Source organism: Photorhabdus namnaonensis (assembly GCF_001684335.1).
Lineage (GTDB): Bacteria > Pseudomonadota > Gammaproteobacteria > Enterobacterales > Enterobacteriaceae > Photorhabdus > Photorhabdus namnaonensis.
On the sequence record NZ_LOIC01000093.1, the window covers coordinates 33,130 to 59,576 of the forward strand.

23 protein-coding genes, 1 tRNA gene and 1 pseudogene are annotated in these 26,447 nt (G+C 41.8%); 11 read left to right on the plus strand and 14 right to left on the minus strand.

The window, feature by feature from the left end; genetic code table 11:
* The first annotated feature begins 46 nt into the window (after positions 1–46).
* Together dapD and Phpb_RS20890 are read left to right on the plus strand one after the other, a co-directional pair.
* Positions 47–871, plus strand: coding sequence for a 2,3,4,5-tetrahydropyridine-2,6-dicarboxylate N-succinyltransferase (gene dapD, locus Phpb_RS20885; protein WP_065392049.1), 825 nt, complete (start codon positions 47–49; stop codon positions 869–871).
* A 213-nt stretch (positions 872–1,084) separates the two neighbouring features.
* Positions 1,085–1,471 (plus strand): DUF3461 family protein, encoded by a 387-nt coding sequence (locus Phpb_RS20890; RefSeq protein WP_036781518.1) that lies wholly within the window; start codon positions 1,085–1,087, stop codon positions 1,469–1,471.
* 57 nt (positions 1,472–1,528) lie between these two features.
* Here the strand turns inward: Phpb_RS20890 and Phpb_RS20895 are convergent, their stop codons facing one another.
* A complete protein-coding gene (locus tag Phpb_RS20895) occupies positions 1,529–1,978 on the minus strand; it encodes a flavodoxin (protein ID WP_065392050.1) in 450 nt (149 codons plus the stop codon).
* 500 nt (positions 1,979–2,478) lie between these two features.
* On the opposite strand from Phpb_RS20895, the gene Phpb_RS20900 reads away from it, so the two are divergent.
* Complete coding sequence (locus Phpb_RS20900) at positions 2,479–3,645, plus strand: hypothetical protein (protein ID WP_065392051.1); 1,167 nt, start codon at positions 2,479–2,481, stop codon at positions 3,643–3,645.
* Between the two features lie 158 nt (positions 3,646–3,803).
* On the opposite strand, the gene truC is transcribed toward Phpb_RS20900, so the two are convergent.
* Positions 3,804–4,574, minus strand: coding sequence for a tRNA pseudouridine(65) synthase TruC (gene truC / locus Phpb_RS20905; RefSeq protein ID WP_065392052.1), 771 nt, complete (start codon positions 4,572–4,574; stop codon positions 3,804–3,806).
* 1 nt (position 4,575) lies between these two features.
* Positions 4,576–4,908 carry a YqcC family protein gene (locus tag Phpb_RS20910; protein ID WP_065392053.1) on the minus strand — a complete coding sequence of 111 codons (333 nt, stop codon included), beginning with the start codon at positions 4,906–4,908 and terminating at the stop codon, positions 4,576–4,578.
* Positions 4,909–5,653: 745 nt separating this feature from the next.
* Here Phpb_RS20910 and Phpb_RS24190 point away from each other — a divergent pair.
* Positions 5,654–5,833: pseudogene (locus Phpb_RS24190) on the plus strand (IS481 family transposase); the annotation flags it as partial.
* A gap of 855 nt (positions 5,834–6,688) precedes the next feature.
* Positions 6,689–7,822, plus strand: coding sequence for a hypothetical protein (locus Phpb_RS20915; RefSeq protein ID WP_065392054.1), 1,134 nt, complete (start codon positions 6,689–6,691; stop codon positions 7,820–7,822).
* Between the two features lie 148 nt (positions 7,823–7,970).
* On the opposite strand, the gene syd is transcribed toward Phpb_RS20915, so the two are convergent.
* Positions 7,971–8,531: a SecY-interacting protein gene (gene syd, locus Phpb_RS20920; protein WP_065392055.1), complete on the minus strand. Its 561-nt coding sequence runs from the start codon at positions 8,529–8,531 to the stop codon at positions 7,971–7,973.
* A 147-nt stretch (positions 8,532–8,678) separates the two neighbouring features.
* On the opposite strand from syd, the gene queF reads away from it, so the two are divergent.
* The 3 genes from queF to xni all read left to right on the plus strand — a co-directional run bounded on the left by queF (position 8,679) and on the right by xni (position 11,840).
* Positions 8,679–9,527 carry an NADPH-dependent 7-cyano-7-deazaguanine reductase QueF gene (gene queF / locus Phpb_RS20925; RefSeq protein ID WP_065392056.1) on the plus strand — a complete coding sequence of 283 codons (849 nt, stop codon included), beginning with the start codon at positions 8,679–8,681 and terminating at the stop codon, positions 9,525–9,527.
* 122 nt (positions 9,528–9,649) lie between these two features.
* A complete protein-coding gene (gene ppnN, locus Phpb_RS20930) occupies positions 9,650–11,017 on the plus strand; it encodes a nucleotide 5'-monophosphate nucleosidase PpnN (protein WP_065392057.1) in 1,368 nt (455 codons plus the stop codon).
* Between the two features lie 64 nt (positions 11,018–11,081).
* Positions 11,082–11,840: a flap endonuclease Xni gene (gene xni, locus Phpb_RS20935; RefSeq protein ID WP_065392058.1), complete on the plus strand. Its 759-nt coding sequence runs from the start codon at positions 11,082–11,084 to the stop codon at positions 11,838–11,840.
* Here the strand turns inward: xni and Phpb_RS20940 are convergent.
* The 8 genes from Phpb_RS20940 to Phpb_RS20975 all read right to left on the minus strand — a co-directional run bounded on the left by Phpb_RS20940 (position 11,837) and on the right by Phpb_RS20975 (position 21,922).
* Complete coding sequence (locus Phpb_RS20940) at positions 11,837–13,210, minus strand: TolC family outer membrane protein (protein ID WP_065392059.1); 1,374 nt, start codon at positions 13,208–13,210, stop codon at positions 11,837–11,839. The genes xni and Phpb_RS20940 overlap by 4 nt on opposite strands.
* A gap of 2 nt (positions 13,211–13,212) precedes the next feature.
* Positions 13,213–14,541 carry an HlyD family type I secretion periplasmic adaptor subunit gene (locus Phpb_RS20945; RefSeq protein ID WP_065392060.1) on the minus strand — a complete coding sequence of 443 codons (1,329 nt, stop codon included), beginning with the start codon at positions 14,539–14,541 and terminating at the stop codon, positions 13,213–13,215.
* 66 nt (positions 14,542–14,607) lie between these two features.
* A complete protein-coding gene (locus Phpb_RS20950) occupies positions 14,608–16,338 on the minus strand; it encodes a type I secretion system permease/ATPase (protein WP_065392061.1) in 1,731 nt (576 codons plus the stop codon).
* A gap of 60 nt (positions 16,339–16,398) precedes the next feature.
* On the minus strand, positions 16,399–16,803 hold the full coding sequence (locus tag Phpb_RS20955; protein WP_082302655.1) for a protease inhibitor Inh/omp19 family protein: 405 nt from the start codon (positions 16,801–16,803) through the stop codon (positions 16,399–16,401).
* A gap of 53 nt (positions 16,804–16,856) precedes the next feature.
* Positions 16,857–18,317 (minus strand): serralysin, encoded by a 1,461-nt coding sequence (prtA, locus tag Phpb_RS20960; protein ID WP_276204285.1) that lies wholly within the window; start codon positions 18,315–18,317, stop codon positions 16,857–16,859.
* A 1,132-nt stretch (positions 18,318–19,449) separates the two neighbouring features.
* Complete coding sequence (gene rlmM / locus Phpb_RS20965) at positions 19,450–20,550, minus strand: 23S rRNA (cytidine(2498)-2'-O)-methyltransferase RlmM (RefSeq protein ID WP_065392063.1); 1,101 nt, start codon at positions 20,548–20,550, stop codon at positions 19,450–19,452.
* Positions 20,543–20,938, minus strand: coding sequence for a DUF423 domain-containing protein (locus Phpb_RS20970; protein WP_036781562.1), 396 nt, complete (start codon positions 20,936–20,938; stop codon positions 20,543–20,545). Before Phpb_RS20970 ends, rlmM begins: the two co-directional genes overlap by 8 nt.
* Before the next feature lie 63 nt (positions 20,939–21,001).
* A complete protein-coding gene (locus Phpb_RS20975) occupies positions 21,002–21,922 on the minus strand; it encodes a transcriptional regulator GcvA (RefSeq protein WP_046394375.1) in 921 nt (306 codons plus the stop codon).
* A gap of 554 nt (positions 21,923–22,476) precedes the next feature.
* On the opposite strand from Phpb_RS20975, the gene csdA reads away from it, so the two are divergent.
* Entirely contained in the window at positions 22,477–23,715 is a 1,239-nt protein-coding gene (csdA, locus tag Phpb_RS20980) for a cysteine desulfurase CsdA (protein ID WP_065392072.1), read from the plus strand.
* A 20-nt stretch (positions 23,716–23,735) separates the two neighbouring features.
* Positions 23,736–24,215, plus strand: coding sequence for a cysteine desulfurase sulfur acceptor subunit CsdE (gene csdE / locus Phpb_RS20985; protein ID WP_065392073.1), 480 nt, complete (start codon positions 23,736–23,738; stop codon positions 24,213–24,215).
* On the opposite strand, the gene tcdA is transcribed toward csdE, so the two are convergent.
* Both tcdA and mltA read right to left on the minus strand, forming a co-directional pair.
* Positions 24,187–24,999 carry a tRNA cyclic N6-threonylcarbamoyladenosine(37) synthase TcdA gene (gene tcdA, locus Phpb_RS20990; protein ID WP_065392064.1) on the minus strand — a complete coding sequence of 271 codons (813 nt, stop codon included), beginning with the start codon at positions 24,997–24,999 and terminating at the stop codon, positions 24,187–24,189. The genes csdE and tcdA overlap by 29 nt on opposite strands.
* A 48-nt stretch (positions 25,000–25,047) precedes the next feature.
* A complete protein-coding gene (gene mltA, locus Phpb_RS20995; protein ID WP_065392065.1) occupies positions 25,048–26,145 on the minus strand; it encodes a murein transglycosylase A in 1,098 nt (365 codons plus the stop codon).
* Between the two features lie 223 nt (positions 26,146–26,368).
* Here mltA and Phpb_RS21000 point away from each other — a divergent pair.
* Positions 26,369–26,445, plus strand: a tRNA-Met gene (locus Phpb_RS21000).
* The last annotated feature ends 2 nt before the right edge of the window (positions 26,446–26,447 follow it).

A 26,447-nucleotide genomic window follows, 5' to 3' on the forward strand; every position in this document is an offset into this window, starting at 1 on the left:
AGCCCATAAGCCCATGATTCGGACGATAACCAAGGAACCCGATGCAATGCAGCAATTACAATCCATTATCGAAAGTGCATTTGAAAACCGCGCAACGCTTACTCCAGCAACAGTCAACCATGAAATACGGGATGCAGTTACTCAAGTCATCAACCTGCTGGATAGTGGAAAACTTCGCGTTGCAGAGAAAATTGACGGTCAGTGGGTCACTCATCAATGGCTAAAAATGGCTGTACTGCTCTCTTTCCGTATTAATGAAAATCGGATCATCGATGGCACAGAAAGCCGTTATTTCGATAAAGTTCCGATGAAATTCTCTGGCTATGATCAGGCAAGATTTGAAAAAGAGGGCTTTCGCGTAGTGCCTCCTGCGGCAGCACGTCAAGGGGCCTTTATTGCCCGTAACTGCGTACTGATGCCTTCCTATGTCAACATCGGCGCTTATGTTGATGAAGGGACAATGGTAGATACCTGGGCGACTGTCGGCTCCTGCGCCCAAATTGGTAAAAACGTCCATTTATCCGGTGGCGTCGGCATCGGCGGCGTATTGGAACCATTGCAAGCCAACCCAACTATTATTGAAGACAACTGCTTTATTGGCGCTCGTTCTGAAATTGTGGAAGGTGTCATTGTCGAAGAGGGTTCAGTGATTTCAATGGGTGTCTATATCGGTCAAAGCACCAAAATTTATGATCGTGAAACAGGGGAAATCCATTATGGCCGCGTCCCTGCCGGTTCTGTTGTTGTCTCTGGCAACCTCCCATCAAAAGATGGTAGTTACAGCCTGTATTGTGCTGTCATTGTCAAAAAAGTGGATGCCAAAACACGAGGAAAAGTGGGCATTAATGAACTACTCAGAACGATAGATTAAACTTTAAAATAGCGGATAATAAATAAGTCCGCTATTTTTTTGCTTTTTATCATCATTACCGACCTCAGTTAGTGTTATTAATATAGGGAGTTTGAATGTGGACAACGTGCACAACCCGAAACGTACACAGAGTACGTAAGGCGTTTGGAGGCGATCCGGATTCAAGATGACACATAAAATAACCTACTGGGAAAATACCCTTAAGGTGGTGCTATGTACGATAACTTAAAGAGTCTGGGGATCACATATCCCGAAGAAATTGACCGCTATAGTCTGCGTCAGGAAGCTAACAACGATATTCTGAAAATCTATTTCCGCAAGGATAAAGGTGAATTCTTTGCTAAAAGCGTGAAATTCAAATATCCACGTCAACGCAAGACTGTAACGGCAAACAATACAGAGCAAGGATACAAAGAGATCAACGAAATCAACACTAACCTGCGTTATGTGATTGAAGAGTTAGATCAAATTTGCAAACGTGACCAAGCAGAAGTCGACTTGAAACACAAAATTCTTGATGATTTGCGTCATCTTGAGCACGTTGTCGCCAACAAAATTGCCGAGATTGAAGCCGATCTGGAAAAACTAACTCGTAAATAAAACGGTTCTATTAATTACACCGCCTATATCTTATTTGGTATAAGCGGTGTATTGAGATTATTCAATTAACTCTCCCCATTGCTTGATCCAAAACCGAGCAAAAACTTCCGGTTCAGCTTCTTCTACCGCATCCACCATCAAAACTTCACCGATTCTTATTGCCCCTTGTTCTTGTAGCAACTCATCAAAAGTGCGCCCACCACCACAAAAATTCTCATAACTGCTATCACCCAAGGCGATCACGCCATAGCGTAATTCAGGCTGATACCCCAGTTCATCTCGCAGGGAATAGTAAAGAGGCCGAATATTATCGGGTAAATCTCCTTGCCCGGTAGTTGAAGTGATAATTAAAACCATTTGATTAAGATAGGATTGCCACTGTTCCAGCTCCCCTTCTTCAAAGACTTCTACATCATGACCTTGTTGTTCAAGGATCTGCTGTGCTTCTTCTGCAACAGCAAGCGCATTACCATAAACAGTACCAACAAAAATACCTATCTTTGCCATAACTTATTATCTCTTTTTAAAGGAATTATTAGTTATCCTCGCTGGCAACAGCAGAAAACTCAACCCTTCCCAAATCAGGGATAATTACCTTTACCAGCTAAGTCGTCGTATCAAATCAAATATTGCCACTACTAAGTTCACTTTGTCATGTAAACAGTACTCCATCAGCACTAATGAATAATCATATATCTGTTAAGCTAATTACGAACAGACGTAGCGATCAATAACTGTGGTTATTCTACATAAAACGGTAACAGATAATCATCAAAAGCCTCGTTTTCTATGACAACCAAGATAAAGTAACAGAAATGATGCCGTCTTAGATCAAGTTATTTAACCAACAATAATTCAGGATTAAAATCATTTTTTTAAACAACTTTAACTGATATTATTGATATTAATATGAAAAATGACCATATACTTTATTTCAAGATGAGAAATAGTATTATGAGGTTAATAGAATAACGAAAATAAACACTAAATAAAGGAAAACCATCACTATGTTTAACAATAGAGCTGTTGTGCTGAGTATACTATTAAGTACCGAAAATATTACCGGCTCATCGGGTCTAATGATTTGGGTAGATACCGTGCTTAAAGATGGAGGCATGATTTTAAACGCTTACGTTCCTGTTTTCTCCTATTTATTGGGATTATCTCTGGGGTGTATGACCATATCCTTTTTTATTCGAAAAATGAATATTGTTTTTTTTGAAAGAAATATTTTTGGCTTCTTCTTATTACTAGCAACGATAAACTGTACTCTCTTTGCAAAAGAAATAACTCTTATTCCAGTTTGGTTGGATGCTCTGCATAGAATATTATGGGGAGTAATAAGTGGATTTATTGTCATAATGGGAAGAAATATCCTTATAACCGCAGGAAATGAAAAGAAAACTAATAGTGATTTTTCTATTTTAAGCCTGGCGTTATTAAGTCTACCATTTTTAACCCCCATTATTTTCTCTCTTTTAGGTTTAAATTCCCGTACATCAGCAAACTTTTTTGCTGCTTTTATTTACTCTATTGTTTCAATTATTTATTTCACTGAATTTAAAAATAACAATAATAAAAAACAAAAACACGATATTAAATACTTCGTAAAAACAACCAATAAATCAGTTGTTTTCTTTGCCTTTTCCAGTCTAGTTATCATCAATGTTTGCTTTTTCCTATCCTTAATGATTATGCCTGCAATGCGAACAAAATATTTTGAGCATATTGATATAATTCAAATGTATATCATATTAGTGGTTATATGGCTCCCCTGTGCAATTGGGATCATGAAAATCATTAAATCCGCACTTTTAACCAAAAGAATCATGATAGGTAATATCATGCAATTATTTTCTCTCGGATTCTGTTTACTTAGCATTATGACAAATTCCGGCATACTCTATTTGCTATTCACAATTATGGTATTTTTAGCTAATACCATTATGCAACCTGTTTTTTTCTCTTATCTAGGGTTATATTCAAAAAACTCTCTTTATACTTTGGGTATGCAATCAGGGATTTATGTATTTATTACTATGATCATTCTTTTTTATATTATTTATTTAGGTGTTGGCGTTGAAGAAATCATTGCTGGATTTACAGTATTATTAGTTTCTTCAATGATTATCTCGACTATTTTCCTTTCAAGAATAAATTCAAAAAAACAATAATATTGAGCAGTAAAAATTAACAAATTAACAAATTAACAAATTAACAAATTAACAAATTAATATATTAGCAACCTTTATTAATAATATCTAAATCTTGCCTTTATCTCTTAATCATCTCAACTAAGAGATAAAGGCAATGGGTATTCTTCAAAGATATCCTAATAGATGAAATTTTCTACCTTACTCACTCCATCATACTCTAAATCCGAGATAATACCTTGCCAGCCAAATTGTTGTATTAAATGCTGCCATGACGCATCCCATTTTGCCGTAAGCGATAATTTTTCACCCGTAACAGGGTGATCCAACTCAAGACAACTGGCATGAAGCATCAACCGACTGGTTTGATAATGAGCGGCAACCCCTCTGTTTTGCCGTAAATCACCATGTGTCGTATCACCAATAATTGGGTGACGAATATGTGCCATATGGCGTCTTAATTGATGTTTTCGGCCTGTTTTCGGTGTCAATTCCAACAAACTAAAACGTGATGTTGGATAACGACCTATTTCTACCGGACACTCTACCGTTGCCAGCGGCCGGTAATAAGTCACACTGGACTGAGCCTCTTTCTCACCCTGTGCAAATTTATCCGCGATCTTATCCAGTTCCTCAACCAGAGCGTAATCAATAATAGCGGATTCCAACACATAACCGCGCACGACGGCATGATAAGTTTTTTGTAACTGGTGATGTTCAAACTGTTGGGAAAGCTGACGGGCAACATCGCTGGAAAGCGCCATCAGCAATACGCCTGACGTTGGTCTATCCAGACGGTGTACCGGGAAAACATGCTGACCAATCTGATCACGTAATGTCTGCATGACAAAGAGAGTTTCGTGACGCGCCAACCAACTACGATGAACTAACCATCCCGCAGGCTTGTTAACTGCCACAATATAATCATCCTGATATAACACTTCCAACATATCAGACGTTATCCTGTATAAATAAGCGGTCCAACTCACGAAGATGTTCAAGCAGTCGCTGGTAACGCTCGGTAGTATCTTCTTTATAAGATTCCTCAAAGTAAGGCGCGATAGCAAATGCCGTAGGCAACGCCAATCCCTGCTCCAATAATGTATACATTCTCGGAATCAATACCCACTGTAACCACTCTTCAGCTAACATCGTATCAATGGAAAATGGCTCAACACTTTCGAAAGCTTTCGGTTTAGGCGGATGGCTCTGCCACAGGTCAATTTCCCTCATGGCTTCTTCAATTAACTGTAATTTATGCAGAATTTGTTTTTCAGTACTCATATTTTCAGCCTGACTCAGTTTTTACTCAAAACAACCAAGTTCGCAAGAATACCATCGATATCCCTTAAGCTGAAAATTTGCTTGCTCACCAAATAAGAGAAGGGAGCGAACAAGCGCTCCCCTTAAGTTGATTTTATAGCAGTCCCGCTAATAATATGCTCCCTGCTCACTCCTTGACAAATTGTCCCTGTTGGTTATCCCTTACCCATCATTTTATTTATGTTGCATACGATCCTGTTATGCATTGTGTCATCCTGACCATCATCACTTATCTATCCTTGAGAAATTGTGCGTAATGATTCCTTTCCTGCTGAGGACAGCATGAATTAATTTGTTCGATGAAACAAGCTACACATAATGGAACCAGTAAGTGAGGATAAGGAATAAAATCTGTGATTATTTATAGCCTATTGAAATAAAATGAAAATAATAAACTAATGTGAAACTCACAAAAGTAAACAATGATATCTCTTACATGAAGTGTAAGAGATATCTCACAAATGTAGAGTTAAAAATCCGGGCATTAATGTAGCAACCTGCATTTATCGTGTTTTTCAACCCACAATAACTGAAAATGAAATCTATAACCTGTTGTGGCCTCGCAGAAAATGAATCCCGTGTCAGAGCGTAAGTGAGGTGTGTTTACCGTTGTACAACTCCCCATACGCCATCCAGTAAGCCACTATTTTGTAGATAAAGAATCACGCTCATCACGATAGACCGTCAACCCGCAACACTGGGTCACTGGCAGTTTGATATGTCACCTTCCGATCTGAAACACATTGATGTACTGGAGTGGATTGATCCGGATAAAGGCTAACCTACCTTGATGCTGTTCAGTGGGATGGATGATCGGAGCGGCACGGCTTATCAGGAATACCTCTGCATTTACGGTGAGGATGCCGAGTCGGCCCTGCGTCTAATAAACCATCAATACTAAAATAATTCCAAGATTAATTGCGAATACACCTAAATATGACGATTGTTAGGATGGTTAATTCTATTAAAAATAATAATAATAAGCATGACATAATATTATCCTGTTTATATTTATTATCGATGTAAATAGAACAATGATTCACTAACTTTATTTTGAAAACCAAATAACTTTATTGGCTTTCCATATCTCAACATGAAGGTTAATAGGATGTTATTAAATAATCTTAAAATTTAGTGGAAATAAATAGATCTTTAGCTATACTTAATTAATGACATGACAGATAAAAATAGTAATATCTTTTTAAGAATTCAGGATAAAACTTATCATCAATAGTCAACTTAAAATTTAATTAGATGAGCAAAGGTTAGTTTATTGAATTTTTAAATAAAAATATTAATGTTATTAAAAATTTCATCGCAGCCTATTAATATAATAGGTAAATAAAATAATAGAAAAAACAATTGGCATTAATCATGTTGTAAGTCCCTAATAATTTAAAATCAAAATATATTTTACTCTGGTTAATTATTTTCCACCTTATACACAGAGGAAAAAATCCCAGTGCCCATTTTAAAGGACATTAATTCCCTAGAATAAGCATGCCTTAAAGTCGATTATTTTCGAGTCGATATAAGTTTTCATTTGTAGATATTGCGGGCCGGGAAAAAGGGCGGCAATAAACTATATGGTTTTCACTTAACAACATGGTTTTCACTTAACAACCATTCTGCCAAATGGTCGCCCGCTGTGCAGAAATAATTTCGATTAAGCTTTATATCCCGCCGGGGAGACGCTTTACCAGGCAGAGTCTGACACACAGATAAGACAACAGAGGTTATTATGACAGTAATGACGATTTATTTCTGCGGGACAGCAGCCACCAAGTTTGATGATTCAAACCCTAATTATTGGAACGGGGAATTGGTTTCCACTCTGGCGTCCCATAACTTGGGACGCGAGTTTGCCGAATGGTTAATCATCAATGGCCCAGGTAGCGGCAACCTTCAGGATGATGAACTTTGGGAAAAAAGCGGGGAACATTACGATTGGGCAGGCAAAACACTCGGCTACGGCTGGGAAGAAAATGTCAAGCATGCCGCCCATATTATGAAAGGTAGTTTCGGCTGGCAACGCGAAAAGTTAACTGAACAACAATATAATAAGCTCAGAGAATCGGGAGTTCCAATTCAGGATGTTGAAGTCACAGGTTCCTTTTTCTGGCGACACTATGACTATGGCAAACGAAAAGTTACTCAGCAACAACTACAGCAGCAAATTATTAAAACTTTTCGTAAGGACGGAATACTTCCAACACAGGTCAACCTTATAGGCTGGAGTCGGGGAGGAATAAGTTGCCATATGCTCGCCAATTCGATGCTTGAAGATCCTGACTTAGAAGCGATCCCGGTGAATATTTTTGTAATAGAACCAGTACCTGGCCTAGGGAATTTCCAACGAGAAAGGGTTTCTTTAGGAAAGAACGTCAGAGAATACGTGGCATTTTATGCAAGGGATGAACGTTCAAAAGGTTTTTCTTGCGTGATCCCGGAAACGGATAAATCAACGGCTGTACATATTTATCCAATGCCCGGCCGGCACGCCACACTTGTCGGTAACGCATCCCTTGATGGGATCAGCAGTGGTAAAGTTTTGTATGAGCCAGGAATGATTGTTCGTCATTTTGCCGAAGTATGCTTGACAAGATGGGGATGCAATCTGGATAAAAAGCTTAATTTGGATGATGCGCAGCTACTGGAGCTCCATAAAGCCATGGAAAGCAATGCAGACCTGTATACAAAAATGCATAGTAATTCTTATACTTTAATTACCGAAAGCAATAAAAGGGAGCGCCAGGTTTCTCATGGCACAAATAACGCCAACTTTTCTTCAGTAAAGGGGAGTCCATTTTCACCGGCTTCAGGACTGGCCTCCAATTTCCTGAATGAAAAATCGATCTACGACGTCCTTAAATAATCCAGGTTGGTCGGGATGGGATGCAGACTGAGGCAAATAATGTAGATTTATTGCCATTTATTCTGGGTTGGAGGCTCGGTGAGGGTCACTTAATGTGAACTGAAAACCGCTGTTGATTGCAGGTCGAGCGGTTTTCAATTACAAGTCGTTATACCCAACGAATAAAGACGGGCTCAATTGCACCAAGAAACCCAATTAAGTCGGTAAATAACCGCGTTCGTTTATGGCTGCCAAATTGTTCCAAGATCACTTCACCGGTCAAATTACACAGAGAAATCATCCCCATATCATCCGATTCCATCGTCGCAATAAACGCCGTTGGCGACAGTTTCAGCCGCTTCTGCGTCACCAAATGTCCTATCAGATTTTCCTGTAAACGGATAAAGTCGTCTTCACTCCAGACCTGAATCAAACTAAACCGCTGACCTTCAAACATGACCGTCATATCACCGGCCAATTGTGATGTATAAAAATCATGAATTGCCGGTTGTAATTGAATATCCAGTGCAACTTCGACGTTATTCAGCTTATCCTCTAAGGGAAAAGGCTGTGGAAGCCAATAAACCATGTCGTCACCAGTCTGGGTAATACAAGGTGATGGTACACCATAAAGTTCACGGCTGGCAGGAGGGGCTCCAGTTTCCTTTTGCCACAAATCAACATAACAACGGGTAAAATTAGACAACGCTTCTGTAACATTAGAAATCATATTATTTTCAACCGGTAACTGTTAGGGTGTACTTAGCAATTTTATAGTAAACCAAAGATAATGAACTGAGCGAACAAATAAAATTCAGACAAACGCCCTAACTTGCTAAACTTAAGCCATCACTACTATCAGATTTTGAGGAATAACATGTCGTTATATCGGGATCACCAAGCTCTTGAACAACTTACACTGGGTAAAACCACTTTATATCGTGACCAATATGATGCCAGCTTATTGCAAGCTGTACCGCGCAACATGAACCGTGAACCGCTGGAAATTTTCCCTGATAATTTGCCGTTTCATGGCGCTGATATCTGGACACTATATGAGCTGTCATGGCTGAATAGCCGTGGTTTGCCACAAGTTGCTGTCGGGCATGTTAGCTTAAATGCAACAAGTAAAAACCTGATTGAATCTAAAAGTTTTAAGCTCTATCTGAACAGTTTTAACCAAACTCGCTTTGAAAACTGGCAAGTCGTTGAAGAAACACTACAGCGCGATCTGTCTGCTTGTGCTGAAGGCAAGGTGGAAGTGACTCTTCATCATTTAGATCACTTCAATAACCAGCCAATCTCCGCTTTTACAGGTGAATGTATTGACGATCAGGATATTGAAGTGACTGAATATGATTTCAATCGTCATTATCTGCAAGACGCGGCACAAGGCCCGCTGGTAGAAGAAGTTTTGGTTAGCCATCTACTGAAATCTAATTGCCTGATCACCCATCAACCTGACTGGGGATCTGTCCAGATTCACTACAAAGGAGCAAAAATCAATCGGGAAGCATTGTTACGCTACCTAATATCATTCCGGCATCACAATGAGTTTCACGAACAATGTGTCGAGCGTATCTTCAACGATTTACAACAACTATGTGCACCAGAAAAGCTTTCAGTCTACGCTCGTTATACCCGTCGTGGGGGATTAGATATCAACCCGTGGCGCACAAATAGTGCAAGCTTTATTCCAGCTATAGGCAGACTGGCACGTCAATAAATCTGCTTCAAATCTGTTTTCCTAAGCGCAATTTCTGAAAAATAAGCTGAAATAGGGTATGTAATACATTCAGTTTAGTGCTATTGATATGTAATCCATACACGGTATACAAGGAGTCATTCTTGATCACACATATCAACCCACTCGGCTCAATGGATTTATTATCTCAACTTGAAGTAGATATGCTAAAGAGTACCGCAAAAAGTGATCTGTATCGCCTGTTCCGTAATTGCTCACTGGCCGTACTCAATTCAGGTAGCCAAACCGATAATAGTAAAGAGCTGCTCTCTAAATACACCGATTTTGAAATTAACGTACTGCGCCGTGAGCGTGGAGTAAAACTGGAACTGATAGATCCCCCAGAAGACGCATTCGTTGATGGAAAAATTATTCATTCACTACAAGCTAACCTATTCGCAGTGCTGCGGGATATCTTGTTTGTCCATACACAGATTACCGATCCAGAACAACAGGATTATTCCGATTCAGAGAATAGCGCGCATATCACCAACAGAATATTCTCTATTCTGCGCCATGCCAGAGCGCTGCATACCGATGAAGATCTCAACATGATCGTCTGTTGGGGTGGCCACTCAATTAGTAAGCAAGAGTATCAATATGGCCGTAAAGTCGGTAATCAACTTGGGTTACGTGGACTGAATATCTGTACTGGCTGTGGCCCCGGCGCAATGGAAGCACCGATGAAAGGCGCGGCTGTCGGTCATGCCCAACAGAATTATAAAAATAGTCGTTTTATTGGTATCACCGAACCTTCAATCATCGCGGCTGAACCACCAAATCCATTAGTGAATGAGCTAATTATCATGCCAGACATAGAAAAGCGTCTGGAAGCTTTTGTCCGTATCGCTCATGGTATCGTTATTTTCCCTGGTGGTGTCGGTACAGCGGAAGAATTACTTTATTTGCTAGGCATTCTAATGAACCCGGAAAATCAGGAGCAAGTACTGCCATTAATTCTTACTGGACCAAAGGAGAGTGAAGACTATTTCCAAGTTCTGGACGAATTTATTGTTCATACATTGGGCGAAGATATGCGACGCTACTATCACATCATCATTGATAATGCGCCCGAAGTTGCCAGAATAATGAAAGAAGCGATGCCATTAGTGAGAGATAGCCGCCACAGTACCGGTGACGCATATAGTTTTAATTGGTCAATGAAGATCAATTATGATTTGCAACAGCCGTTTGAGCCGTCCCATGAAAACATGGCTAATCTTAATCTCTATCCTGATCAACCGCCTGAAAAACTAGCCACATCACTGCGCCGGGCTTTTTCCGGGATTGTTGCCGGTAATGTGAAAGAGGTGGGTATTCAAGCGATTGAAAAACAGGGTCCATTCAAAATCCACGGGGATGCTAAAATAATGCGCCGTATGGATAAGCTACTGAAAGACTTTGTGGAACAGCATCGAATGAAACTACCGGGAGGTACTGCCTACGAACCTTGCTACGAAATTATCAAATAAAATTACCTGAAAAAAATATCCGCGCTCCACGGATGGAGCATTATGCCATTTAAAGTGATTCCATATGATACACCTTCTTATTGTTGACGCCCTTAACCTTATCCGACGCATTCATGCTGTGCAGGGCAGCCCATGCATTCCTGCCTGTGAACATGCGCTAAGGCAGCTTATCCAACATACTCATCCCACACATGCCGTAGCAGTATTCGATGAAGAGAATCGCAGTCACAGTTGGCGTCACCAAATATTACCGGACTACAAAGCCGGCCGTTCGCCCATGCCTGACAATCTGCAACAAGAAATGCCGCAAATCAGAGCATCATTTGAGCAACAAGGCGTCGCCTGCTGGCATGCCGAGGGACACGAAGCTGACGATCTGGCGGCGACACTGGCGGTAAAAGTGACTTCTGCCGGTCACAACGTGACGATTGTTTCTACTGATAAAGGCTATTGTCAGCTACTTTCACCCAATATCCGTATCCGTGACTACTTTCAAAAACGCTGGTTGGATATGCCATTTGTTCAGCAAGAATTTGGCGTTTTACCAGAGCAACTACCTGATTATTGGGGATTGGCAGGGATAAACAGCAGTAAAATTCCAGGGATTCAGGGGATCGGGCCTAAGACCGCCGCCACTTTACTGCAACAGGCCGGTACACTGGATAATCTGTTCCAGAACCTCGACCAACAACCCGATAAATGGCGCAATAAACTAGAATCCAATAAAGAAATGGCGTTTATCAGCCGGGAAGTCGCATCATTACGTACCGATCTGGCTTTAAATGGTAATCTGCAACAACTCCGGCTGACAACATTAACCTAACGAAAATACTTAGCTATCTTATCCAGGTGTTCGCCTTTTAATTCTCCGGCCTCATTAAGCAGGCCGATCCAAGATTTAATATAATTATATTTTGCTTGTGAGAGATCACGTCGAGCAGTATATAACTGCTGTTCAGCATTCAAGACATCCACATTGACCCGCTGCCCAAGCGCAACACTTTTACTGGTCGCGTCTACCTGCAAGCTAGCTGATTCAACCGCCATTTCATAAGCACTAATCCGTTTTTCACTATTTAAGTACTGATTATAATTGCGACGTAACGCATTGAGGATTTCTCCTGCCTGAGCGTCAAGATCATATTTAGTCCTGCCATAGTTGGCCGCCGCCTGACGTACAGAAGCAGACGTCGCGCCGCCATTATAGATATTCATGCTCATCCGCAAGCCAATGGTATCGGTTCGATATTTTTGATCTATGGTATTATCGCTACTGGATTCGTTTTCAGAATGGGAAGCGTAGAACTCCAGCTTAGGTAAATAACCTGCCCGGTTACGCTGTACCTCATGGTACGCGGCTTGCACTTCCTGACGAGAAGCAGCCAAAACCGGGTTGTTAGCCAATGCCAATTTTTCCCACGCCTCATAACGCTCAGGCAACAACCTCAATATCTGGAAACGCTTTTTATCTGATAGCCGTTGTACAGGCAAATCAACAGGGAGAGGAACGCCCACAATGAGCTGTAAACTTCGGATTGCCGCATCCAAATCATCTTTAGCCGCTATCTCATCGGCAATCGCCTGACTGTAACGGGATTGCGTTTCCACCACATCAGTACGTGTCCCTTCACCAGAAGTAAACAATTTCTTATTTAGTTCCAGTTGCTTTTCATAAGCCATTTTCTGCCTTATCACTAAATCTATCTGATCCTGTGCATAAGCCACATCCACGTAAGCATTCACGACCCGAACAGCCAGTTGCTGAAAATTTGCCCGGAAACGCTCATTGCTCATCAAAGTGTGAGCCTGGCTGGCTTTATAACGAGCCCATATCTCAAAATCGATCAATGGCTGTGTCAACACAATAGCCGCGTTATAACTGTTATATTGGCGATCCCGGCTGCTAGTTGTTTTCCTGCCCCAGAAGTCATAGCCAACAGACTCCATATGTTGCCAATTCCGTGGTGAATTCTGATAAGACATCATTACCTTAGGGAACAGTTCTGCCCTGCCGAGCTTTTCATACTCTTCACCGCCTTCCCGCTCTTTCACGGCAGCGAGAAAAGTGGGATCATTTTCTAACGCCAGCGCATAGGCTTCAGTCAAACTCAATGCCCATGTAGGAAAAGAGAACAAACTGACGCTAAAAAGAATCAGCAAACCAATGGATAAAGAAGCATTATTCAATTTCATAATCACTCCTCTATCAACGATGTTGAAGCCCGATCCCACAATGGCTTAAACAGATAACTTAACAGAGAGCGGGAACCCGTTTTGACAAACACCTCAACCGGCATCCCTGGCCTGATATCCAACCCTTTTAATTTTTCCATTCCCTCAGGAGAGACGACCACTCTCATCTGATAATAAGGTTGACTGGTGACTGGATCGACCAACCTATCCGCGGAAATCACGGCAACTTTTCCTTCAACTTTTGGCGTCCGATTCTGGTTAAAAGCGGTGAACATCAGATCCACATTCAACCCTTTACTAATTTTATCCGCCAAATTAACCGCGACACGAGCGTCTACTTCAAGCGCCACTTGGGTCGGCAGAATTTCCATCAGTTTTTCGCCGGGAGCAACAACCCCACCCTGGGTAAAAACATTCAACCCCACAACAGTACCGTCAACCGGCGCGACAATTGAAGTATGAGTCAGTTCAAACTGTGCGGTATCCAACTTATTTCTATATTCACTGGCGGAAACCTGCACCTCCGCTAATTGCGTGCGCACTTCCCGCTGATAGTCTGCTTTACGCTGAATAATACGCTGCTGTGTTTCCTGTAACTGTTTTTCAAGCTGACCAGCTCGTCCTGCCATTTCCGCCGTGCTGCTGTTGAGTTCAGCCTGTTCACGCAAAAGTTCCAGATAACGATTACGCGGAAAATAGCCCTCATCCGCTAAAGATTTTAGATTTGTTATCTGCTCCTTAAGCGCCGCCTGCTGCATGCTCTTACTGAGAAGAGAAGATTTCAGCCCTTTAATTTGGAAATTTATTCCTTCGACAGACTGTTCAAGCCCTTCCAAGTCGCTTCTCAATACTTCACGACGTGATTTAAAAAGTTGTTTTTGCAGTTCGATTATCTCATTCACCCGCGGTTCAGATTGTAATTGCTGTAATATGTCCGGGAAAATTAACACTTCATCACCATGCTGCTCGGCTAACAAACGGGCTTCCGTCGCCAGCGTGGTATACAGTTGATCCTGAATCGCATCGACCTGTGCTTTTGCCTGTACCTGACTGAGCTGGACGAGTGTCTGACCCGCTTTTATTGTTTCTCCCTCAACAACCTTAATCTGGTTGATAATACCGCTTGCCGGGGCCTGAACTGTTTTACGATTACCATCCACAACCACCACACCCGAAGACGCCACCCCTTTATCCAACGGCGCTAATGCTGCCCAAATGAGAAATCCCAAGATCCCCACACCAATCACTAACCATCCTAGTCGTAAAAAATGCCTTTCTTCCAAAGGCAATAATCCTTTTTCATCTCTTACCGGCGTAATCTGATCAGACATATCCACTCCCGGACAGAAATCTCCGTCTCAGCTATTTGATATTATTATAATTAAATGCACATTTACCTATGATGCCTGCGCGACTGCCTTGGTCGCAGAATGTTCCTGACTATTATTTCTTTGTGATAAAGCGGCCATCACCTGCTGAGATGGACCGAACATCTTCATTTTCCCCTGAACCAGTAACAGTATTTTGTTTGTCTGTGATAGCAATGAGGTGCGGTGAGTAATGACAATCACCGTTTTTCCTTGTGCTTTAAGCTGAGAAATCGCCTCATTCAATGCTCTTTCTCCTGCCTCATCCAAGCTGGAATTAGGTTCATCCAACACCACCAATGACGGATCGTCATATAGTGCGCGAGCAAGGCCAATTCGCTGTTTCTGCCCGCCAGATAATCCAACGCCGCCGGCGCCAATTACGGTGTCATAACCCTTATCAAGGGCCAATATCAGTTCATGAACGCCCGCTTTCTTTGCCGCTTGCACCACCTTCTCTGGTTCTACCTCATTAAAACGAGCAATATTCTCAGCAATGGTGCCGCCAAATAGCTCAATATCTTGCGGTAAATAGCCGATTGAGGAACCCAATTCATCTTTGTTCCACTGATAAATATCTGCATTATCCAGACGAACGACGCCTTCTTGTGCGGGCCATATCCCCACCAGCAACCGGGCAAGAGTCGATTTGCCAGACGCACTGGGGCCAATTAATCCCATCACATCACCGGCATCCAACGAAAAGCTAATATCCTCTAACACAACCTTACTGTTTCTTCCCGGAGGCGCAGCGGAAACCTTATCCACAGCCAAATTTCCTTTTGGCGCAGGCAATGACATGCCCGGTTTGCGTTCCGGTTGTTGTTCCAACAAATTGGTTAACCGTTGCCATGACAAACGAGCACCACTCCAGCCTTTCCAGGCTTGGATCAGTTGTTCTATCGGTGAAAGCGCGCGTCCCATCAAAATTGAAGCCGCAATCATCATGCCCGGCGTAATATGCCCACCAATCGCTAACCAGCCTCCTAATCCGAGGATCAGTGACTGCAAGGCCAAACGCACTGTTTTAGTGACTGAATTAATCACCGAAGCCCGCTCACTGGCAATGCGCTGGAAATCCAGGAAACGCTCATGTAATCCAAACCATCTCCGGCGGAGCACCGGTAACATACCTAACGCTTCTATGACTTCGGCATTACGTAAATTGGTGCTGGCAAGACTCGCTGAACGTAGAGAGAGTTTACTGGCTTCGGATAACGGCTGACTTGATAGCCACTGATTCAGCACAGCCAAGACAATCAATACCAGCGCGCCTCCCAGTGATAACAGACCAAGCCAAGGGTTAAAAAGGAAAATGACCAGCAGATAGATTGGAAACCAAGGGGCATCAAAGAAGGCAAACAAGGCGTTACCCGTCAGAAACTGGCGGATATTTGCCAAGTCATTGAGCATCTGACCGGCATCAGTGGTGCCATTTTTCAGATTTGATTCATAAGATGCGGTGTAAACTCGATTATTCAGCTTCATATCAAGCTGACTACCAATACGGATGACAATCATGCTACGGATATATTCCAGCATTCCCATCATGGCAAACATGCCGAGGGTAATCAGAGTTAACATCAGCAAAGTGATTTCATTGCCCGACGGCAATACTCTGTCATAAACCTGCAACATATAAACAGACGGAACTAACATCAGCAGGTTAATAAAGGCAGTGAACAACCCGATAGCCCAAAATACCCGGCTACGAGCACGAATGACATCAGTAATTTCATCCTTCGGGAGCAGTAATTTCACACTATTTCCTTATTTTTATTTTTTTAAAAATATAACTATCTGATGTTAATGTTTTCCTCTTTATTCATTTTTCTTATTAGTCTTATTGGGCTTCATCATTAATTCCCGACCACTGGCAAAGCGGGCAAACCAGCCATCCGGCTCATTAGCAAAGAAAGCCAAACCACTACCCTGTTCATCAGTAATTGTGAGGCCATCAGGAGTCGGCCGCCAACCGGCAGGCACTTCACCAAACATATAAGCCAAACAATCGTCATCACCATTAAGTGACCAAATTGATCCCTCCGGTAAGGGTTGGTCAGTCAATGACACATCACATTGTTGACGTTTATCCGACAGTCGCCATACGCCTTTCAATTCACTGGCGTGTGGGAGAACAAGACTACTTGCCATACTTCCTCCGATAATGCTGAATGCAAGAGCAACAATGAATGCAAATTTCAGATACCAAGCTGCAAAAACCATGCCGCCTCCAAACAAATAACCGCATCCAAATCAGATGCGGTTGTGTTGTTGTGTTATGCAAGAATGAAATCAGACTCTAATATTGGCTCTCCGACAATCTTCACCCAAAAATCATCGTAGGAAAATTCACCGCCCAAATTAATGGCGAAATCATTCACCTTATCAACCGTGTTATAACGAAGCACCGCTTCTCCGACTTCACCCGTGAATTCCCTTACAAACTTGACGCCCCCCTTCCCGGCTTCACCCAGATCGAACAATGACACATCAATCTTGTCTTCACCTGAAACAAAGTCATGAATCCAATCACGCTCAAGCGGCGGTGATTCCTTGGCGCTCAGGTAGACAAAGGTATCTTTGCCTTCCCCGCCCCAAAGATTATCTGCTCCCAAGCCACCGTAAATGATGTCATCACCCGCTCCACCTTTCAGAGTATTGGCGGCATCATTCCCGATCAAAACATCATTACCACTGCCGCCAATCGCATTTTCAATCGTGACCCCACGGGCAATAGAGACGTTACCTTTCAGTCCACCGACATCAGAGAAAGAGGCTTCATTCAGATTGATGCGTTGATCCTGAGTAAAACCAGAGAAATCAAACGTATCATTGCCGCCTGTATCCCAAGCGGTGAACAACAGTTTGCTGTTCTCATCTTTTGCGGTATAGAAGTCACGATCTGTGTTGGAATTAAAGCCATATACGGTGTCATCAGCACGGATTGTATTATTCGCGCCATATACCGCCTGAATGGCAGAAATATCGTTAAGTAATGGCGCAGAAGAATAAATACCTTTAAAGTCCTGACCCGTATTTTTCTCACTGAAATAACTCATGACGGTATAAGCACGGCTATCTTCAAAATAAGTAGCGCTGTTCTTATAAGTTGGGCTTACCTTATCAGACGCGTTATAATCAGCCGGATGTTGTAACCCCAGAGTATGTCCAATTTCATGAGTAAACGTTTGACGGCCATAGCCATTCACATCAATATCATTGTTTGAGAAAGTACGGCTTTTGGCGTTATACCAAGTCCCTAACTGCGTCTTCTCTGGCTTTGGCAGATAAGCAAACGCATAACTCCCCGTCAAACTAACATCAAAGAACCCGAAGGTGATATTTGCCTCTTTGGCATCAGTGGTTTCAACGAAATTGATATTAGCCACATCTGCCCAAGATTGTATTGACAGTTTCGCAGCAGCTCTTTGTTCTTCATTAAATGCTGAAAATTTAGAAATATGCCACGGCATATCATCCGGCTCACTCTCCAGAAAAGTATACTTTAATTGGAAAGCTTTAGATTTATCGTCGTCCTTATGCCCCCAACGATAATCACCCCGGATTAATTCTTTAGCAGCATCTTTACTGGGCTCATGTTCAACAACAATATTAGAATCTTTACCTGGTATATAAGCCTGTAACCATTTCAGCAACTCATTTGCTTTCTCTGAACCGCTAACGTCTTTGTCTTCCGAGTATGAAATTTTCTTCTTTAAAGACATATATTTCTCCATAAATTCAGGACTTAGATATAAAAATCTTTTTATTTTATTAAATACAAGTCAATAAAACCTGAAAACCACAGACCGCCCTTGGTCATACAAATTAACAACTAAAATCCCTTTCACATAAACGTAACATTAAAGTTAATTATGTAAAAAGCAATTAACATATTTTTTTAATATAAACGTGATAAAAATAACATAAAACAAATAAGCGATTGTTTTATATAACATAACTATTTAAGACGAAAAAAATACCGCTAATTTCTTAATGGTATTTTATTATGAATTAATTATCTATTTATTTAACTATCTATGAAGTAAACTTTAAAAAATTTATATCATTATTATTGATAATTTTAATCAGAAATTATCCCAAACCGTTATATGAATAGACAAAACCAGAATAATCGACCGCCTTCGAATGAAATATTGAACGATATGGCGCATATGAAAAGGCTCTAAACCAGTAAACAGCTATATATTATTAAAAAAATTAATAGCAACTTAATTAAATCAATAAAAATATATATCATAGAGCAGTTAATATCTACTTTATTCTAAAACATTTCTCTCCAATATAATTAAATTACATTTGTAGTTTTTTAACACACAAAATAATAATATCAACATAAATAATTAACTAAAAAACACATTAAGCCTAAAACGGCAATTTAATTTCATATAATGAAAACATTATTTCAACTTAATATGAAAATTAAACTCCACACTTAAAACATTAATTAAAAGACAATCCACTCCATTATTTTCCATTTTACAATATTATTTTATTAAATTACTTAACATTAATTTATGATTTAACAAAATGATTATAACAATATATTTATTTTACTATTTAACTTAAGTAGAATAAAAAAATCAAAAATTTTAAGATATAAATCATACAATATTCATTGTCATATTAAACCATCACCACCTCATAATAGCGTATTATGTGATACTCTCTTAGCTGAAAAAATAGATTAAATCCTGCTAATACATTCACTTTACTCCAAACAGTCATGAGAGATAAAATGCAACAATGTCATTCAATATTGGAAAAAACGCCTCAGAATATAACCGAGGCGTTTTAGGAATTCTTATGTTATCGATTTATCCCAGAATGATGATCAACAACCGTGAATTAGTAATCATTCCGGCTAGCTGCATAAGCAGACCAAATACGACGAACATGCACAGTTATTTCTTCTCTGTCATGATAAAGGTGTTTTGCCTGAATTTGTGCATTTATTCCCCCCTCTTTTAATTGCAAGTTCATTTTTTGCAAATTATGAGCAACTTCTTCATAACGCTTTTTCATCGGTAATTTAAGATTAAAAATAGCCTCCCGGCACCAACCATTAACCAACCAATCCGCCATTAGCCCCGTCACTTTTGCTGGTTTTTCCACCATGTCGCATACCAGCCAATAAATATTTTTTGCCGAAGGCTCAAACTTAAAACCATCAACTTTGTGGTGTTTAACCTGCCCCGTATCCATCAAACTTTGCGACATTGAACCATTATCTACCGCATGCACCATCATACTACGTTTCACCAGTTGGTAAGTCCAACCACCTGGACATGCACCTAAATCAACCGCATATAAACCGCTAGCTAATCGCTCTTCCCATTCGTCATATGGGATAAAAACATGAAACGCTTCTTCCAGTTTTAATGTTGAACGACTTGGCGCATCCGAAGGAAATTTCAACCGAGGAATACCCATATAAAATGGCGAGTTATTGTTACTGTAAGAATAACCCACATAACAGCAACCCGGAGCAATAAAGAAAACGTGTATTACCGGGCGGTTAACATTTTCCCGAATCAGCAAGATCTTTTCCTGCCGCATAACATTACGCAACGGAACAGTAAATTTTCGGCAGAATTTTAATAACTCTTTACTTTCATTAGTATCAGGTACCTCAACCCGGAGATCGCCCGCACGTTCAATGACGCCATGCAGCATACCGATAATCGGGCTTATCCGATCTTCAGGAGGCAAATCTCGCAACAATTCACCCACAACCAGCATCTGACGGGCAAAAATCAGCTCGCGAAATGGGATCTCACGAATCAGCCGATCAGCATCTTCATGTTGATAACACTCAAACAGGACATAGCCGCTGTTATCTTTCACCCGGGCAAAACCGTAAATCTCTTTTTGTCCCGCTTTATCAGTGATTTCTGCCGCACACTCTTTTTCAAAACCAGGGCGGCAATATAAAGCAATTTTATTCATGGCGAAGCGCCGATTTCCTTAGACGCAAAGCGCCAATTAATACTAAAAACCAGCCGATAAGAAAGCTAAATCCTCCAACTGGCGTAATGTAAGTGAAAAATTTAACCTGCAATAAGGCCATACAATAGAGACTGCCGCTAAACAACAAAATACCTACTGCAAAAAAGACGCCGCTCCAGTAAAACCAGAGCACAACTTTACGCATTAGCATGGCAGACATCGCCATCATTGCCAGAGTGTGAATCCCCTGATATTGCAGACCGAGATCAATCCAACTTATCTGATATTTTTCCATCATCGGAGATAATAAATGTGACCCTACAGCACCAAACGCCACATAGAAAAAACCACTGAAACCAGCAAAGATAAGCATTAGACGACTATTCACTGTTATCTCCCTTTCTCATATTCTCTTTGAGAGCTATTACAGCTCGAATGCCTTATTCCGTTCTTACTCATTGGTAATAAAGCCCAATTTCTCCTGCTCACTGGCTGCCTGCGCCAAAACCCATTGTCTGAATGCGGCAATTTTCCCCAATTCAGCCTGACTATCATGACAAACAAGGTAAAATGCATTCTTACTCACTAACACATCATTAAATGGGCAAACTAAGCGCCCCGCATCAATTTCAGTCCGAGCCATGACATTATTTGCCAGTGCGATACCCTGCCCATGAACAGCGGCTTGGATCACCATTGCACTGTGGCTAAATATTGGCCCTTGCTGAACGTTTATCTGCTGCTGCATATCAAGCTGACGCACATACGCTTGCCAGTCACGACGAGAAGAGTCATGTAACAACGTATGACGCGCCAAATCTGCGGGGGTTTTCAAAGGATTATCTCCAGTCAGTAACGAAGGAGAACAAACGGGAAGCAAATATTCTGCGTAAAGACGATCAGTACGTAACCCCGGCCAATTTCCACGGCCATAAAATATGGCAACATCAACATCATCAGCAAGCTTATCTTCTTCTCTGTCTACCGCCTGTATTCTGACATCAATGCCCGGATAAGCTAAATTAAAGCTGGATAGCCTTGGAACCAACCACTGGATAGCAAAGCTAGGTGAGAGGCTAACCGTCAAAGCCCCTTTGGCACTTCTGGCTTGAAGTTTACGTGTTGCTTCATTTATCGCCGTGAATATCTCTTTAATGTCCAAATAGTAACTTTGACCTTCTTCAGTCAACAATAGTGAGCGATTGCGACGACGAAACAATTTCAACCCAAGAAAATCCTCCAGACTTTTCATCTGATGGCTAACTGCGGCCTGCGTCACAAATAATTCTTCTGCCGCCTTAGTAAAACTTAAATGACGCGCCGCGGCATCAAAAACCCGCAACGCATTAAGTGGTGGTAAACGTTTGGACATGTGAGCCCTTATGTAATGTTGGCGATACCGGTAACTCTTTATATTTAGTTATTAGTTTTTGTAATCCGAATCATTATAAATTGTCCATTGAGGATACTCCAGTAAATCCCTATAGTGGCGCCACTTCCTGAGCCGGAACGAAAAGTGAATCAGCTCAACGCTATGAAACTTTTGGCTTTGTGGTTGTGATGTTGTGTTTGCAAGTTGTCTGGGAGACCAGACCCTGTAGCTTAAGCTACTGTTTTTTTTCACTTCCTGTACATTTACCCTGTCTGTCCATAGTGATTTTTTAATGCACCGCCGTTGCGGTGCTTTTTTTTGGCATAAAGACCAGAACATGGCAATATTATTCAATGTAATAACCTATACCCTATGGATTTCAAGATGCATCGCGGCGGCAAGGGAGCGAATCCCCGGGAGCATAGATAACTATGTGACCGGGGTGAGTGAGTGCAGCCAACAAAGAGGCAACTTGAAAGATGACAGGTATATCCATTTTCAGCCAGAAACAAATGGTTAAGCACCATCACCACCAAAACAAAATTAATATATCTATGAAAAAGTTCGAACCAGAACAGTTCCGCCAGCAATTTCCAGCGCTACAACAACTTCCATCACAACAATTTTCTACACAAAAACAGACGGTATTTCTGGATAGCGCAGCCACCGCACTCAAACCACAAGCCATGATACAGGCGACACAAAATTATTATCAGAACAGTAGCGCTACCGTACATCGTAGCCAACACCAAACAGCGCTGGAAATCACATCCCACTATGAACAAGCCCGACAACAAGTCGCTGAACTCATCAACGCTCCACAAGCTGAGAATATTATCTGGACAAAAGGAACAACGGAATCCCTCAATCTAGTTGCTCAAAGCTATTTTCGTAATTATCTCCAGCCAGGTGATGAAATTATAGTAAGTGAGCAAGAGCACCATTCCAATCTGATCCCTTGGTTAATGTTGGCAGAACAAATCGGCGCCAAGGTTATTAAATGGCCTCTAGGCAATAGCAAATTGCCTGATATCAACACCCTGCCTGAACTGCTAAACAAACATAGTCGACTGATAGCAATCAGCCAAATGTCCAATGTGACTGGCGGAACAGTTGATCTCGCTGCAATAACAGAAATAGCACACCGACACGGTTGTCTGGTCGTTGTCGATGGCGCACAAGGCGTTGTTCACAATCCCATTGATGTCCAACAATTAGATATCGATTTCTACGCATTCTCCGCTCACAAACTCTACAGCGCGAACGGCGTTGGTGTACTTTATGGCAAAAGTGAGTTACTTAATGCCATGTCTCCCTGGCAAGGCGGCGGGAAAATGCTCTCCCACACTTCATTCAGCAGTTTTATACCAGAAGCGGTACCTTTCCGGTTTGAAGCAGGCACACCGAATGTCGCAGGTATTCTCGGTTTTTCTGCCACGCTGGAATGGTTGAAAGATATTGATATTGCCAAAGCCGAAACCCATGCGGTCACACTTGCCGATTATACCGAAGAACAACTCTCCGCTTTACCCGGATTTATCAGCTATCGTATTGCCGGTTCTAGCTTATTGGCTTTTAATTTTACCGACATTCATCACAGTGATCTGGCAGCTATTCTGGCAGAACAAAATATTGCCTTACGCTCCGGTCAGCACTGCGCTCAACCCCTGATCGAAGCTTTAGGTATCAACGGCTGTTTGCGCGCCTCTTTTATGCCTTACAACAACCGGCAGGACGCCGATGCTTTAATTCAAGCAGTAAAATTTGGCCTTTCTCTATTACAGGATGAATGAATTACAGGATGAATGACATTATGACTCAAACCGCTAAAAACCGGATTGCACCACACCCATTTGGCCGGGAAATCAGTCAACAACAGCTCATTGAAACCTTTAACCAATGTCGCCAATGGGAAGATCGTTATCGCCAGTTAATCTTACTGGCAAAGAAACTGCCCGCACTGCCTGAAAACTTAAAACAGCAAGATACCGAAATGTCCGGCTGTGAAAACCGGGTTTGGTTAGGGCACCAATTACTGCCAGATAGCCATTTGCATTTTTATGGCGACAGCGAAGGCCGCATTGTAAAAGGTCTGCTAGCAGTGATCCTGACTGCCGTAGAAGGAAAAACACCGGAACAAGTTTTGGCAACCAACCTGTTGGCGCTATTCCATCAACTTGGACTGGAACAACAGATAAGCGGCTCACGGTTGAATGGCGTCAAGTCGCTGATTAATACCGTGCAAAACGCCGCAAAATCTTATATCAAAGATCACCTTGACGTTGCGCCTTAGCAACCATCTTTTTTAGGGCATGGGAAACCGCAACAAACCCAAATGTCGCCGTGACCATCGTTGCGGCGCCAAAACCAGAAGCACAATCCATACGCTTAGTGCCTTCCGCGGTACTTTTCGCGGCGCAAACAGAGCCATCACTCTGCGGATAAACCAATTGCTCAGTTGAAAACACGCAATCAATGCCCAATTTACCTTTACCATTCTTCACAACACGATAATCGGATTTCAGCCTTTCGCGCAGTTTAGCCGCTAAAGGGTCCTGAACCGTTTTCGCCAAATCAACAACTTGAATCTGTGTCGGATCAAGTTGCCCACCTGCGCCTCCGGTTGCAACCAGCGGAATTTTATGGCGACGGCAATAAGCCAACAGCGCCGCTTTTGGCCTGACACTATCGATAGCATCAATCACATAACTGAATCCAGCAGCCATCATCTCTTCAACATTATCGGGTGTGAGAAAATCATCAACACAAGTCACTTTGCACTCTGGATTAATTGCCAGAATCCGTTCTGCGACTACTTCGGTTTTTGGTTGCCCAATATGCTGTTTTAAAGCGTGCAATTGGCGATTGGTATTAGTGATACAAACATCATCCATATCAATCAAAGTGATCGCACCGATTCCTGTACGAGCCAGAGCCTCAGCCGCCCAAGAACCAACGCCACCGATACCCACAACACAAACATGAGAATGGCAAAACAAAGAAAGCGCTTTTTGTCCATATAAACGGGCAGTCCCGGCAAAGCGCTGCATATATGCATTAGAAAGAGAAGTTTGCATTACTGAATATCAACCCTGAAAACCTGTTATAAAATTTTTGAATAGCAATCACTGACTTACCATCAGCATGGTAGACTGCGCTTTTTTTAACACCCACACCCGACCGTAGTGGTTATAGAAACCTGCTTTTATGCCTGCCACATCGCCAATACCATGATAGATATCGAAATGATGGCCTTTTATTGCTCCACCAACATCTAATGCAACCATCAGGCGCATTTGGTACTGACCGGTAAATTTACCCTCTTTATCCAACAAAGGAATCTCTACCAACAGAGTTGTTCCTGGTGGAATGAGCCTTTTATCAGCAGCTACAGAGGCTTTTGCAATTAAAGGAACACCACTTGCCCCCCGTACCGGCGCAAAATTCTCAGGTTTAAAGAAAACAAACGATGGATTCTGCTCCAACAATTCACGAACTTCTGCCTCACTGTGAGATTCCGTCCATTTACGAATCGCTAGTATAGAGATATCTTCTGGCGCGATTTCTCCACGCTCAATCAGCAACTTGCCAATGCTCCGGTAAATATGCCCATTCTTACCGGCATAACCCAAAAAAGTCAGTGGCTCACTATCACCAAAATCGACATAACCGCTCCCCTGTACCTCCATAATATAATTATCAATCAGTGAACGACTATAACCAATAATCAAACTGGGGCTAAGAGCGCCATTATATATTTCAGTTCGGCTTGGTAAGCGATATTTACTCTTAGGCGGCATCCGATACAGAGGATATTTAAACTCCCCCTGTTTAACGCGGCGAGCTTGCAACACTGGCGTATAGTAGCCGGTAAATTGGACGTTACCGTAATTATCGACACCTTCCATCTGGTAAGCGCGTAAATTAAACAGATTCAACTTACTGGTTTCACCGCCCGCTAACATCCAGTTTTGAACGGCATCAAAAGTTAAGCTATTACGATGATACAAACGAGGAGCAACCTGATTAATCAGAGCAACCTGCTCTGAAAAATCCTTTGCATTAACGGGCTTACCCTGAGCATTGGGTTGATTAACCAGCCGTAGATCCTGAGCGATACGACCATCTCTATATTGTTGACCCTGTGCTGTTGGGCGAGAATGACATCCAACCAACAGTGAAATCACGGTTCCACACAGCAGATACTTACCCCAGTATTTCATTGTTGTCTTCTCTATACTTGCCAACATGATCCAACGGCAAACCATACCAAACCAATAAAAATAATGAAACCTACCATAAAAAAATAACTTAACAAAACAACGACACAAACGAATAAAAAAACTCCAACATGCAGAGTAACCCATCAAAAAAGTAACGAAACAAACAATTTTTAATAAAAAAACTTGCAACGGCTCTTATCCCGAGTATAGTGCCCGCATCGGACGCGGGGTGGAGCAGCCTGGTAGCTCGTCGGGCTCATAACCCGAAGGTCGTCGGTTCAAATCCGGCCCCCGCAACCAAC